This window comes from Roseateles sp. AC306 (assembly GCF_979253795.1).
In genome coordinates, this window is record NZ_CEEDEB010000001.1 from 453,423 (window position 1) to 466,845 (window position 13,423).

Here is a 13,423-nt window from a genome sequence, read left to right on the forward strand (position 1 = left end):
CAGGGCTGCTGGCAGCGCGCCTTGCCGGCTTGCTTTCGCGGGGCGCGCAGCGTCAGATCAGGCCCGGCCATTCGTTGCTGTGGGGAGCAAAGGCGTCCCGCAGCGTGCGGACCAGGCTGGGCGGGAGCGGGCCGCGTGTGATCGCATCGAGGTTGCGGCGCAGGTTGGCTGGCTTCGCCGTGCCGACGATGGCGCTGGCGGCGCCGGTGTGGAAGGCGGCGAAGCGCAGGGCGATGTCGGCCCAGTCTTCCTGCGTCGGCAGATCCATCGCCTGGAAGCGGTCCCAGTACTGGCCTTCTGCAAAGTCGCCGGGCCGCTCGGCATGGCGCCAGATGGCCCCCGCCAGCGGGCGCTTGGCGATGACGCCGATGCCCGCGTGGTCGGCCAGCGCGGCGCGCTGCGCGAGGTGGGCTTGGTCGCAGACGCTGATGGAGGTCTGCACGCTGCCGAAGGCGCCGCTGGCAATGGCGAAGTCAATCTCGGCGTTGTCGCCCGAGTAGGCCGGCACGCGCAGCTTGCCTTGCTCGCGGCAGTCGGCCAGCGCGCGGATGACGTCGCCCTGCTCAAGGACAGGCAGCGGACAGGAGTGCAGGTGGACGATGTCCAGCCAGTCCGTCTTCATCAGCCTGAGTGCGCGCTCCACGCCGGCGACGATGCAGTCATAGGTCCAGTCTGGCACGCCCTCGACGCCGTAGCCGACCTTGGTAGACAGCACGAATTCCGCGCGGCGGTGGGCGATGTGGCGGCCGATGCGGGCCTCGCTGAGGCCGTAGCCTCGTGCGGTGTCGATGAGGGAGATGCCTTCATCGAGCACATGGTTGAGCAGGGCGCCGGCCTCCGCTTCGCTCGTGCGCTCGTCATTGATGTGCATCGCGCCGAAGCCCAGCGCGGACACCTTGAGGCCGGTGTGGCCGAGGTTGTTCAGGATCATTGATTGACGAGGACGCGGCCGAACAGCGGCGGTACGGTCAGCTGGACGCGATGGTTCTTCACGGTGACCTCAGTGCCGCCGAGCGCATCGCGCAGCGTGCCGGCTTCCATCGGCACGACGACGCTGACCGTCATGGCCTCGGTGCTGTTGTTCGTGGCGGTGAGGGCCCAGGCCTTGCCGTCCTCGCGAGCCAGCACGACGACATGGTCATCGACGAACAGTGGCGCGCTCAAAGAGCCATGGCGCAGCACGGGCAGGTCGTGGCGCAGTTGGGTGAGCCGCTTGAAATCGGCCAGCAGCGCCTCGTCGGGCTGGCCGCCTTCGTCGGCCCAGGGGTAGGGCGCGCGGTTGAAGGGGTCGTCGCCACCGCCCAGGCCCACTTCGTCGCCGTAGTAGATCGTCGGCGAGCCGGGGTAGGTCATTTGGAAGAACACGGCCAGGCGCAGGCGCTGCTTGGCGAGCTTCAGGGCGGCGGCATTGCCGTCATCCTGATAGCCGAAGTGGTGCAGCGCGCGGGCCTGGTCATGCGTGGAGAGCAGGTTCATCAGCGCATACAGCGCCTGCTGCGGGTAGGCCTCGCGCAGCAGTTCCAGGTTGGCATAGGTCTCTCTCGCAGGCTTGCCGGCGGCGTAGTCCAGCACGGCGTTGCGGAAGATGTAGTTCATCGTCGAGTCGAACATGTCCCCCAGCAGGTACTTGCTCGCATCGAACCACGTCTCGGCCACGGTCAGCGCGTCGGGCTTTTTGGCCTTCACCGCCTGGCGCCATTCGCGCCAGAAGTCGTCGGGCACCCAGGGCGCCACGTCCATGCGCCAGCCGGCCGCGCCGCGGTCCAGCCAGTAGTTCGTCACCGAGTCCTTGTCGCGGTAGGCATAGGCGCGCCATGAAGGATCGTCCTTGTTCAGCTCCGGCAGGTCCTTCACACCCACCCAGCCCTGGAACTGCTTGTCCGGGTCGTTCTCTTCGGGCTTGAACTTGAACCAGCTCGCATAGGGCGAGGCGGGGTTGATCTTGCCGCCGTCGAAAGCGCCGCCCTTGGGGAAGTTGTTGAAGCGGTTGAAGTAGGGCGAGTCGCTGCCGACGTGGTTCAGCGAGGTGTCGGGGATGACGCGGATGCCACGCTTGGCCGCCTCGGCGCAGAGGCGTACGAAGTCTTCATTCGTGCCGAAGGCCGGGTCGATCTGCTTGTAGTCGGCCGCGTCGTACTTGTGGTTGCTGGGCGCGCGGAACACCGGTGTCAGGTAGAGGGCGTTGGCGCCCAGGCTCTTGATGTAGTCGAGCTTCTCGATGATGCCGGCGAGGTCACCGCCGAAGAAGTCGTTGTTGAACAGCTTGTCGGATCTGTCGCCGGTGCCTGGCTTGAAGGGCTTCTCGTTCCAGGTGGCGTGACGCTCGACGTCGCGGTCCTGGTAGCGGTCCTGCGGCCGGCCGCCGCCGGGGCGCGGGTCGTTGGTCTTGTCGCCGTTGCGGAAGCGCTCGGGGAAGACGTAGTAGTAGACGATGTCCCGAGCCCAGTCCGGCACCTTGAAGTCAGGCGCGTAAACGGTCTGGCGGTAGCGGCGAATGCGGTTCAGGTTGGCGGGCAGGCGCTCCACCGAGGCCGGGCCCATGGAGCCCTTCTCGCGAGTCCAATAGATCGTGTTCTTGTTGTTCTGAAGCGCGTACTTGCCCTGTGCCGTCTCGATCTCGAACCAGTAGCCGTAGATGCCGGTCGCGTCGAAGCGGTGGCTGGCCGAGAAGCCCGCGCCCAGTCCGCGGGCATGCGGCGTCATGGCGATGCGAGCCACGGGTTCGTAGGCCAACTGCTCCTGGTTGCCTGTCATCTGACGGCGCTCGATGACGAGGGTGGCGCGCTTCAGGCCGGGCACGTCGTTGCCGATGTTGAAACGGATTTCGCTGCCGGCCGGCTGGGCGCCGAAAGGTGCCTTGGACCCGGCGTTGCGGGAGTCGAAGCGGGTCGTGAGCGCGGCCTTGTCGGTGATGGGCTCCGGCGGCGTCGGCTTGAAGGTCCTGGGGCCGACATCCAGGCGCGGCGCACCGTCGGCGGCGAAGCTCAGGCGCAGCGTGTGCTCGCCGCTGAAGTCGCGCTTGATGTTGCCGGGGCCACCCCGGGCAGGCTGGCCCTTGGCGTCGCCGCCAATGGTCAGGCTGGCCGTCCAGTCCTCATCGGCGAGCTTGAACTCCTGCGTGCCCTTGGCGCTGAGGTTCAGGTAGTAGGCATCGCAGCGGTACTCGAAGGCCTGCTCGTCCTGCGCCGCCCAGTTGTTGATGCCGCCGCGAAGGTAGAGGGTGGCGTCGCCGAGCGGCGGCTTGGTGCAGGCCGCTTGCGTTCCGGGGACGAACGAAAACAGCGCTGTGCACAGCGCGATGGTCTTCAACATTTGATTAGCCCTTGACGCCGCCAGCGGTGAGGCCAGAGACGATCCAGCGCTGCGCGAGCAGGAAGACCAGCGTGATCGGCAAGCCCGACAGCACGGCCGCTGCCGCGAAGTCGCCCCACAGGAAGCGCTGGTCATGAAGGAAGTACTTGGAGCCCACCGCAAGCGTGAGGTTGCCTTCCTCACGCAGCAGGATGGAGGCGACCGGGTACTCGATGATCGTGCCGATGAAGGCCAGCACGAACACCACCATCAGGATGGGAATGGCCATGGGCAGCAGCACGCGCGAAAAGGCCTGCCAGTGCGTGGCGCCGTCGACCTTGGCGTTCTCCTCGATCTCGACGGGGATGGTCTCGAAGTAGCCCTTGATCGTCCACACATGCGTGGCGATGCCGCCGAGGTAGGCGAGCACCAAGCCGGCATGCGTCTCGACGCCCAGCGCCGGCACGTAGTTGCCGATGGTCTCGAAGATGGCAAAGATCGCCACCAGCGCCAGTACCGGTGGGAACATCTGCAACAGCAGCATGCCGTTGAGCACGGGCCGGTCGAAGCGGAACTTCATGCGCGCGAAGGCGTAGGCCGCGCTGGTGGAAATGGCGACGATGAGGAAGGCCGAGGCGGTGGCGATCTTGATGGAGTTCCACAGCCAGGTGAGCACGGGGAAGGGCGGCTGTACCAGGCTGCCGTCGGCCGCCTGGTAGGGAATGCCGAGCGCCAGCTGCCAGTGCTCCAGGCTGATCTCGGTCGGGATCAGGCTGCCAGTGGCGAAGTTGCCGGGGCGCAGCGAGATGGACACGACGGCCAGCAGTGGGAACAGGGTGATGGCGATGAAGACCCACATCACCGCGTGAGCGGCGAAGGTGCGCCAGCGGGCTTGTTTGCCGAGGACGATGGCCATTTGTTTTTGAGCTCCTGGATGTTTGTGGGATGGATCAGACCGGGTGGGCGGTCTGCTCCGTGTCCCTTCTTTGCCGTCCCTGAACGGGCGGCAAATTCATTCCTTTACCTGCGCAGCCCGCCCACCCGGCCTGATCCGGCACCGGCTGTTTTGTTCGATGAAAACAGCCGGTGTCGATTGGCGAGTGCGGCGAGCGAGGAACGGAGGTAAAGGAGGAGGTCGCGCAGCGGACGGGGGAGCAAGCCCGGACACAAGGAGTCCAGTGGACTGCTTGTGCCTGGCGAGCGCGAAGGCCACTGGCCGTAGCAACGTAGTTCCTCGCTTGCCGTGCTTGCCAATCCATCGAACTCATCGCTGCGCCCTCGCCGACAACCGCAGATTGATCAGCGACAACGCCGCCACCAGGAAGAAGATCAACGTCGAGATCGCCGCCGCCAGCCCGAAGTCCGAGCCCGAGTCCTTGAACGCGATGCGGTAGGTGTAGCTGACGAGGATGTCGGTCTGGCCCGCCGGCAGCTTGGTGGACAGGAAGTCCGGCCGGCCGTCGGTCAGCAGCGCGATCAGCACGAAGTTGTTGAAGTTGAACGCGAAGGCGCTCACCAGCAGCGGCGCCAGCGGCTTGATGATGAGCGGCGCGGTGATCCTGAAGAAGTTGGTGGCGGGGCTGGCACCGCCCAGGGCCGAGGCTTCGTAGAGGTCGGCCGGGATGGACTTCAGCAGGCCTGAGCACAGGATCATCACGTAGGGGTAGCCCAGCCAGACGTTGACGATGACGAGCATGGTCTTGGCCAGCAGCGGGTCCGCAAACCAGGCCGGCTTGACGCCGAACAGCGCGTTCAGGATGGCGTTGATCTCGCCGAAGTTCTGGTTGAACAGGCCCTTGAAGACGAGGATGGAGATGAAGCCCGGCACCGCATACGGCAGGAAGAGCAGCGTGCGGTACGTCGTGCGGTACTTCATGCCCTCCCAGTTCAGCATCACGGCGAACAGCATGCCGATGGCCGTGGCGAAGATGACGGTCACCGCCGAGAACACGACCGTCCACGAAAAGATGGACAGGAAGGGGCCGCGGAACTCGGCGTCGAACAGCATGCGGGTGTAGTTGCCCACGCCGATGAAGGCCTTGAAGCCGGGTTGCAGGACTTCGCCGCTGGCCGACTGGAAGAACCCCGTCTCGCGGTTGGCCGTGAAGACGGCGCCGTCGGCGTTGCGGGTCAGGCTGTCGTCGGCATTGGCGGTCCACTGCGGCTTGACGGGGCCGAACTCGCGCAGGCCGAGGTAGTGCAGTTCCGTCTTGTCGGGCTGCACGAGCACGAGGGCGGCCAGTGCCTCGCGGTGCTTGATCAGCTCAGGCAGGGGCAGGGCGGGCGAAGCCGGCGCAGAGGCGGCTTCCGCGGCGTTCAGCTCTACGCGCAGCGGCTTGCCGGCGCGCAACGCCAGTGGTGGGGACACCCAGCGCGGTGCGGTCTCACCGTCAGCACTCAGGACGAGCCGATATTCGGCGCCGCTTGCGTGCAGGCTGTAGGCCAGCACCTGATCTTCCACCGCGTCATGCTGCTCCAGCAGGTACTCGCGCACGCGGCCCTCGTTGAGCAGGTGGGTGCTGGAGTAGTTGGTGAAGCCGATCTGCGCCGTGTAGACCAGCGGGAAGGCGATGAACACCAGCATGCCGGCAATGCCGGGGAAGAGGTAGCGCCAGGCAAAGCCGCTGCTGGTCAGGTAGACGTAGAAGCCGGCCGTGAACAGCACCAGCAGGCCCACTGCCCAGGCGGCCTGGCCGGTCGTGTAGACGACGAAGACGAAATAGAGCGCCGCGACCATCGCCGCCACGGCCAGCGGCCAGTGCAGCCATTTCGACAACTTCTCGGTCAGCGTGGGTGGCAGCGTCGAATAGGCGCCCTGGCCCAGGGAGGAAGACAAGGCGTTCATTTGTTCAACAGCATCCGTGCGGCCGCGCCGTCGAGCGCGTCCTTCGGTGATTGCAGTCCGTTGGTGATGGCTTCCAGCGCTGCGTCCATCGCGGTCCAGAAGCGGCCGACCTCGGGGATGTTGGGAATGGGCGCGCCGTTGCGGGCGTTGGTCATGCTCGCGCTGATCAGCGGGTTGACCGACAGCTCGGCGTAGAAGGCCTTGTTGGCCGGCACGCCGATGGGCACGTCGGCATCCAGCACCTTCAGCGCCTCGGGCCGCATCAGGTGGTTCTCGATGAACTCCTTGGCGATGTCCTTGTTCTTGCTCGGCGCCGAAATCATGCAGCCGAGCACGCCGACGAAGCTCTGGCTCGGCTTGCCGGCGACGACGGCCGGGATGGGTGCCACGCCGATGTCGATCTTGGCGCGCCTGGCGTTGTCCCAGGCCCAAGGGCCGGAGATCATCATGGCCACGTCACCGCGCGCAAAGGCCGATTCCATCTCGGCGTAGTTGGCGCCCTTGGGCATGTGGCCGTTGCGGATGAGGCTGTCCAGCGTCTGCGCGGCGCGCAGAGCGCCGGCGTTGTTGACATCCACCTTGCTGGCGTCGAAGTCGCCAAGCGCGTCACGGCCGAAGATGACGCCGCCGGCACCCGCCAGCATCGGCCAGGTGAAGAAGCTCTTCGTGTAGTGCCAGAGGATGGCGTGCTTGCCTTGAGCCTGGAGCTGCTTGTCCAGCGCCATGACCTCGTCCCAGGTCTGCGGCGGGGTCTTCACCAGCGCCTTGTTGTAGATGAGGCCCGTCGTCTCGATGGCGATCGGATAGCCCCAGATTCGGCCCCGATAACTGAGTGCTTGCCAGGCCGTTTCCTCGGACTCGGCTTTCAGCTTGGCCGACGGCCGCAGCGGCGTCAGCAGCCCGGCCTTGGCCCACTCGCCGATGCGGTCATGCGGCCAGCAGAAGATGTCCGGGCCCTTGCCGGCGCCGGCGGCCTGCTGGAACTTGTCGGTCGGGTCGACCGGGTGCTCGACGACGACCTTGACGCCCGAGACCTTCTCGAAGGCGTCGCCCACCTTCTGAAGACCGTTGTAGGCCTTGTCGCCGTTGATCCAGACGAGGAGCCTGGGCGTCTCGGCCAGCGCCGGTGCGGCCACCAGCGCAACCACCAGTGCCAACCACTTCATGCCTGCAACTCCGGCGCAGCGAGCCGGCGCAGCGCCAGGCCGTTGGCGTCGAACACATACAGCGCCTCAGCCGGCAGGTGCAGGTCCAGTTCCTGGCCGCTGCGCAGGCGGTCGCAGCCGTTGCGGCCTTCGAACTGGCAGGTCAGCGGCTCTTCCAGGCCGGGGTAGGGGCAGTAGGCGAAGGTGATGCCGCCCAGCGACTCGACGAAGGCCACGGTGCTGTGCAGCAGATTGCCCTCACTGTTCTGAGCGCCCTGGCGGATGTGCTCCGGTCGCACGCCCAGCGTCACCTTGTCGCCCAGGTTGGCGGCGCTGCCGTCCACCTTGGCACGCAGCACGACGTTGCCGCCATTCAGCCTCACGTCGACATGACCCGCCTCGATGGCGACCAGCTCGCCCTCGATGAAGTTCATCTTCGGGCTGCCGATGAAGCCGGCCACGAAGAGGTTGCGCGGATGCTCGTACAGCTCCAGCGGCGAACCCACCTGCTCGATCTTGCCGGCGCTCAGCACGACGATGCGATCAGCCAGCGTCATGGCCTCCACCTGGTCGTGGGTCACGTAGATCATCGTGGTCTTGAGGTCTTCGTGCAGCTTGGCGAACTCGTAGCGCATGCGCACGCGCAGGGCGGCGTCCAGGTTCGACAGTGGCTCGTCGAACAGGAACACCTCAGGCTTGCGCACGATGGCGCGACCGATGGCGACGCGCTGACGCTGACCGCCGGACAGGTCCTTGGGCTTGCGATCCAGCAGATGCTCGATGTGCAGGATCTTTGCCGCCGTGCGCACCGCCGTCTCAATCTCCGCCTTCGGCACCTTGGCCAGCTTCAATCCGAAGGCCATGTTGTCGAACAGATTCATATGCGGGTAGAGCGCATACGACTGGAACACCATCGCGATGCCGCGCTCGCTAGGCGGCACGTCGTTGACGACGCGCCCGCCAATGGTCAGTTCACCGCCGGTGATCTCCTCCAGGCCGGCGATGGTGCGCAGCAGAGTGCTCTTGCCGCAGCCCGACGGGCCGACGAACACCATGAACTCGCCGTCGCGAATCTCCAGGTCGATGCCATGCAGGATGCGGATGTCGCCATAGGCTTTTTCAACGCCGGTGAGTCGAACGTCTGCCACTTCTAACCTTTCAGTCGCCGGGCGTCCAACGACCGGCTTGTCTCATCATTTGACGGCGAGATTTTCTTGCTTCGCCATGCTTTGTAGACAATATACAGCGCTTGGTGTGCTGGTAACAACAGCGGATACGCGCGGATTTCTTCATGAAGTCCTTACGTATCAATGATTTGCAAAACGTCCCGGGTTTTCCCGATGTAGTCAAACTACACGATGCTTCGGAGCTGGCCGATACTTCAGGCACCGCTCCCGGTCCGGTAGCATTCTTCCCTCGTCCCCGAGGGCTGGCACTGATGAACACCCGAACCCGCCTCAGCTCGCCGCTGAACGTTGAACGCACTTCCAAGGCCCCTGCGATGAAGCCCCTCGCGTCCCCTGCCGTTACCGCCGAAACCCTGGCCCTGCGCGCCGCGTTCGAGACCGCGTATGAGCGCGAGCTCTCGCAGTCCAGCCACGGTGCCACGCCGCAGGCCGCGCTGCATGCCGCCGCCATCGCCTGCCGCGAGACGCTGGCCCGCCGCTGGGCCACCACGCAAGCCGCCGACGCCCGGCGCGGCGACAAGGCGCCGGTGCGCCGCGTGCACTATCTGTCGATGGAATTCCTGATGGGTCGCGCGCTGTCCAACGCGCTCGCGGCGCTCAAGCTCACCGAGCCGCTGGAGGCCAAGCTGACCGAGCAGGGTCTGAGCCTCGGCGACGTGCTGGAGCGGGAGCCGGACGCCGCCCTGGGCAACGGCGGCCTCGGCCGCTTGGCCGCTTGCTTCCTTGATTCCTTCGCAGAACTGGAACTCCCGTCCTTCGGCTATGGCCTGCGCTACCACTACGGCACCTTCGCGCAAATCATCAGCCAGGGCCGCCAGCTGGAGCAGCCCGACGACTGGACGCGTGACACGCCCGCCTGGGAGCTGCCGCGCCACGACCTGCGCTTCCATGTCGGCTTCGGCGGCCGCGTAGAGGCCGATGCCACCGGCGTGCGCCGCTGGCAGCCGGCTTACGAGATCGAGGCCCAGGCCTACGACTTCATCGTGCCGGCCCACCACAGCGAGCGCGTCTCCACGCTGCGCCAGTGGCAGGCCACGGCCTCGCCCATCGCCTTCAAGCCCTTCTGCGAGGGCGACTATGTCGGCGCGGCCCGCCACCAGGTGCTGGCCGATTCCATCAACTGGGTGCTCTACCCGGACGACTCCACGGAGGCCGGCCGCGAGCTGCGCCTGAAGCAGGAGGCCTTCCTCGTCAGCGCCTCGTTGCAGGACCTGGTGGCCCGCCACCTGCGCGAGTTCGGCTCACTGCACAACCTCGGCAAGAGCAACGCCATCCACCTGAATGACACCCACCCGGCGCTCGCCCCGGCAGAGCTGATGCGCCTGCTGCTGGACGAGCAGGGCCTGGGCTGGGACGAGGCCTGGAGGATCACGCGCCAGGCCGTGGCCTACACCAACCACACGCTGATGCCCGAGGCGCTGGAAACCTGGCCGGTGCGCATGTTCGAGGCCCTGCTGCCGCGCCACCTGGAAATCATCTACGAGATCAACCACCGCTTCCTGGCCGAGCTGGAAGAGCGCTTCCCCGGCGACCACGCCTTTGCCTCGCGCGTGTCCCTCATCGATGAAGGCAGCCACGGCAGCGACCGCCGCGTGCGCATGGCGTCCGTCGCGCTGGTCGCGTCGCACCGCGTCAACGGCGTCGCGGCGCTGCACTCCGAGCTGATGGTGCAGACCATCTTTGCGGACTACGCCCGCGTCTGGCCCGAGCGCTTCCATAACGTGACGAATGGTGTGACGCCGCGCCGCTGGCTGGAGCAGGCCAACCCGCTGCTGTCGACGCTGCTGGATGGTCGTATCGGCGAAGGCTGGCGCAAGAACCTGGCCGAGCTCGGCGAACTGGCGCCGCTGGCCGCCAACCGCGAGCTGGGTGAGGAATTCCTGGCCGTGAAGCGGGCCAACAAGGAGCGCCTGGCAGCGGTCATTCGCCGCGAGCTGGGGCTGGCCGTCAACGTCGACAGCCTGTTCGACATCCAGATCAAGCGCATCCACGAGTACAAGCGCCAGCTGCTGAACCTGCTGCACGTCATCAGCCGCTACCAGGCGATCCGCGACAACCCCGAGCTGAACTGGGTGCCGCGCACCGTCATCATTGCCGGCAAGGCCGCCTCGGCCTACCAGACGGCCAAGAGCATCGTGCGCCTGGCGCATGACGTGGCACGCGTCATCAACAGCGACCCGCGGGTGGGCGACAAGCTCAAGCTTGTGTTCCTGCCCAACTACAGCGTCACGCTCGCCGAGAGCATCATCCCGGCGGCCGACTTGTCCGAGCAGATCTCCACGGCCGGCACCGAGGCCTCGGGCACCGGCAACATGAAGTTCGGCATGAACGGCGCGGTGACCATCGGCACCTGGGACGGCGCCAACATCGAGATGGCCGAGGCCATGGGCGTGGAGAACATGTTCGTGTTCGGCCTGCGCGCCGACGCCGTCGCCAAGATCAAGCAGCTAGGCTACGACCCGCGCCTGTACGTCGAAGAGAATCGCCAGCTCAAGCGCGTCATCGACGCCATCTCGGCCGGCGTCTTCAGCAATGGCGACACCGAGCGCTACCGCCCCCTTGTCGACAGCCTGCTCCACCGCGACGTCTACCTGCTGATGGCCGATTTCGCCGATTACGTCGCCACCCAGGCCAAGGTCGACACGCTGTTCGCCGACCGCGCCGCCTGGGCTGAACGCGCCTTGCGCAACATTGCCGGCATGGGTCCGTTCTCGTCCGATCGCACGATCGCCGAGTACGTGGACCGGGTCTGGTCCGTCAAATCCCTGAACTGATGCTGAACGACGCCGACGTTGAACTTCTCCTGTCGGGCCGCCACGCCGACCCCTTCGGCCGGCTCGGCCTTCACGCGGACGACAACGGCCGGCTGTGGGTGCGCGTGCTGCTGCCGGGGGCCGACGAGGTGGCGCTGCTGGATGCCGGCAGCGGCAAGCGCATCGTCGAGCTGGAGCGCCGCCGGGGCGACCTCTGGGAAGCGCTGGTGCCCCGGCGCAAGCACCGCTTCGACTACCGGCTGGCCGTGCGCTGGACCGGTGGCGGGGAGGGTGTCTATGCCGACCCCTACAACTTCTATCCCCAGCTCAGCGACGACGAGTTGAAGGCGCTGGCCGAGGGCCGCAACTTCAGGCCCTACCTGAGCCTGGGTGCCCACCTCGTGCAGTACGGCGACGTCAGCGGCGTGCGCTTCGCCGTCTGGGCGCCCAACGCCCGGCGCGTCAGTGTCGTCGGCAACTTCAACAACTGGGACGGCCGCCGCCACCCGATGCGGCTGCGCCACCAGGCCGGCGTGTGGGAAATCTTCGTGCCGCATGCGGCCGAAGGCGATCTCTACAAGTTCGAGATCGTCAGCGGCAACGGCACGCTGCTGCCGCTGAAGGCCGACCCGTACGCCCGCCGCGCCCAGCTGCGGCCCGACACGGCCAGCATCGTGGCGCCGCTGCCCGAGGTCACGCCGCTGCCGCGCCAGCGCGAGCGCGCCAACCGGCGTGAGTCGCCCATCAGCGTCTACGAAGTGCATGCCGCGTCCTGGCGCCGTGGCCTGACGAGTGAATTCCCGACCTGGGACGAACTCGCCGAGCAGCTGCCCGCCTACGTGGCCGACATGGGCTTCACGCACTTGCAGCTGATGCCCATCTCCGAGCATCCCTTCGACGGCTCCTGGGGCTACCAGACGCTGGGCATGTACGCGCCCAGCGCCCGCTTCGGCCCGCCCGAGGGCTTCGCCCGCTTCGTCAAGGCCTGCCACGACGCGGGCCTGGGCCTGCTGCTGGACTGGGTGCCGGCGCACTTCCCCGCCGACCCGCACGGCCTGGCCGAGTTCGACGGCACGCGCATCTACGAGTATGCGGACCCCAAGGAAGGCTTCCACCGCGACTGGAACACGCTGATCTACAACTTTCGCCGCACCGAGGTGCGCCAGTTCCTGGTCGGCAGCGCGCGGTACTGGATCGAGCGCTGGGGCGTCGACGGCCTGCGCGTGGACGCCGTAGCCAGCATGCTCTACCGCGACTATTCGCGGCCGGCGGGCGAGTGGATCCCGAACATCCGCGGCGGCCGCGAGAACCTCGAAGCCATCTCCATGCTGCGCGAGATGAACGAGCACGTCGGCGAGATCGAAGGCGCCATCACCGTGGCCGAGGAAAGCACCAGCTTCCCCGGCGTCTCGGCGCCCACCTACACCGGTGGCCTGGGCTTCCACTACAAGTGGAACATGGGCTGGATGAACGACACCTTGCGCTACATCGCCGAGGACCCGATCAACCGCCGCTGGCATCACGACAAGATGACCTTCGGCCTGATCTACGCGTTCAGCGAGAACTTCATGCTGCCGATCTCGCACGACGAGGTGGTGCACGGCAAGGGCAGCATGCTGGCCAAGATGCCGGGCGACGACTGGCAGAAGTTCGCCAACCTGCGCGCCTACTACGGCTTCATGTGGGGCCACCCGGGCAAGAAGCTGCTCTTCATGGGCCAGGAGTTCGCGCAGCGAAACGAGTGGAACCATGCCGAAGGCCTGCCCTGGGGCCTGCTGGAAGACGACCGCCATGCCGGCGTGCAGCGCCTCGTGCGCGACCTGAACAAGCTCTACCGCGAACACAGCGCGCTGCACCGGCTGGACTGCGAGGCGGGCGGCTTCGAGTGGATCAGCGCGCATGACGCCGAGCATTCCATCTACGCCTGGGTGCGGCGCGACGGCACCGGGCGCATGGTCATCGTCGTCAGCAACATGACGCCGGTGCCGCGCGAGGGCTACTCGCTTGGCGTGCCGGACGGCGTGACGGCGTGGCGCGAGGCGCTGAACACCGACTCCGCCTACTACGGCGGCAGCAACATGGGCAACGGCGTCGCCGCCGCCGGCTTGCCGGTGCAGGCCGTGCCGGCGCATGGCAAGCGCCTCTCCATCCTGATCAACCTGCCGCCGCTGGCGACGGTGTTTTTCGTTCCGATCTGATCTC

8 protein-coding genes are annotated in these 13,423 nt (G+C 66.6%); 2 read left to right on the plus strand and 6 right to left on the minus strand.

Annotated features, from left to right (window positions below):
- Positions 1-52: 52 nt before the first annotated feature.
- The 6 genes from AC0IZJ_RS01765 to AC0IZJ_RS01790 all read right to left on the minus strand — a co-directional run bounded on the left by AC0IZJ_RS01765 (position 53) and on the right by AC0IZJ_RS01790 (position 8,429).
- Complete coding sequence (locus AC0IZJ_RS01765) at positions 53-931, minus strand: aldo/keto reductase (RefSeq protein WP_471846026.1); 879 nt, start codon at positions 929-931, stop codon at positions 53-55.
- Complete coding sequence (locus AC0IZJ_RS01770; RefSeq protein ID WP_471846028.1) at positions 928-3,312, minus strand: glycoside hydrolase family 13 protein; 2,385 nt, start codon at positions 3,310-3,312, stop codon at positions 928-930. Before AC0IZJ_RS01770 ends, AC0IZJ_RS01765 begins: the two co-directional genes overlap by 4 nt.
- A gap of 4 nt (positions 3,313-3,316) precedes the next feature.
- Entirely contained in the window at positions 3,317-4,207 is an 891-nt protein-coding gene (malG, locus tag AC0IZJ_RS01775; protein ID WP_471846030.1) for a maltose ABC transporter permease MalG, read from the minus strand.
- Between the two features lie 348 nt (positions 4,208-4,555).
- Positions 4,556-6,127 (minus strand): maltose ABC transporter permease MalF, encoded by a 1,572-nt coding sequence (malF, locus tag AC0IZJ_RS01780; protein WP_471846032.1) that lies wholly within the window; start codon positions 6,125-6,127, stop codon positions 4,556-4,558.
- A gap of 5 nt (positions 6,128-6,132) precedes the next feature.
- Positions 6,133-7,302 carry a maltose/maltodextrin ABC transporter substrate-binding protein MalE gene (gene malE / locus AC0IZJ_RS01785; RefSeq protein ID WP_471846034.1) on the minus strand — a complete coding sequence of 390 codons (1,170 nt, stop codon included), beginning with the start codon at positions 7,300-7,302 and terminating at the stop codon, positions 6,133-6,135.
- Positions 7,299-8,429: an ABC transporter ATP-binding protein gene (locus AC0IZJ_RS01790; RefSeq protein WP_471846036.1), complete on the minus strand. Its 1,131-nt coding sequence runs from the start codon at positions 8,427-8,429 to the stop codon at positions 7,299-7,301. The genes malE and AC0IZJ_RS01790 overlap by 4 nt, the downstream gene beginning before the upstream one ends.
- 353 nt (positions 8,430-8,782) lie before the next feature.
- Here AC0IZJ_RS01790 and AC0IZJ_RS01795 point away from each other — a divergent pair, with 353 nt between their 5' ends.
- Both AC0IZJ_RS01795 and glgB read left to right on the plus strand, forming a co-directional pair.
- Positions 8,783-11,242: a glycogen/starch/alpha-glucan phosphorylase gene (locus tag AC0IZJ_RS01795; RefSeq protein ID WP_471846038.1), complete on the plus strand. Its 2,460-nt coding sequence runs from the start codon at positions 8,783-8,785 to the stop codon at positions 11,240-11,242.
- Positions 11,242-13,419 carry a 1,4-alpha-glucan branching protein GlgB gene (gene glgB, locus AC0IZJ_RS01800; protein WP_471846040.1) on the plus strand — a complete coding sequence of 726 codons (2,178 nt, stop codon included), beginning with the start codon at positions 11,242-11,244 and terminating at the stop codon, positions 13,417-13,419. Before AC0IZJ_RS01795 ends, glgB begins: the two co-directional genes overlap by 1 nt.
- The last annotated feature ends 4 nt before the right edge of the window (positions 13,420-13,423 follow it).

Bases quoted from the DNA above. Each gene is read 5' to 3' on its own strand.
- AC0IZJ_RS01765 (WP_471846026.1), bottom strand. From the start codon at position 931: ATGATCCTGAACAACCTCGGCCACACCGGCCTCAAGGTGTCCGCGCTG.
- glgB (WP_471846040.1), top strand. From the start codon at position 11,242: ATGCTGAACGACGCCGACGTTGAACTTCTCCTGTCGGGCCGCCACGCC.
- malE (WP_471846034.1), bottom strand. From the start codon at position 7,302: ATGAAGTGGTTGGCACTGGTGGTTGCGCTGGTGGCCGCACCGGCGCTG.
- malG (WP_471846030.1), bottom strand. From the start codon at position 4,207: ATGGCCATCGTCCTCGGCAAACAAGCCCGCTGGCGCACCTTCGCCGCT.
- AC0IZJ_RS01795 (WP_471846038.1), top strand. From the start codon at position 8,783: ATGAAGCCCCTCGCGTCCCCTGCCGTTACCGCCGAAACCCTGGCCCTG.
- AC0IZJ_RS01770 (WP_471846028.1), bottom strand. From the start codon at position 3,312: ATGTTGAAGACCATCGCGCTGTGCACAGCGCTGTTTTCGTTCGTCCCC.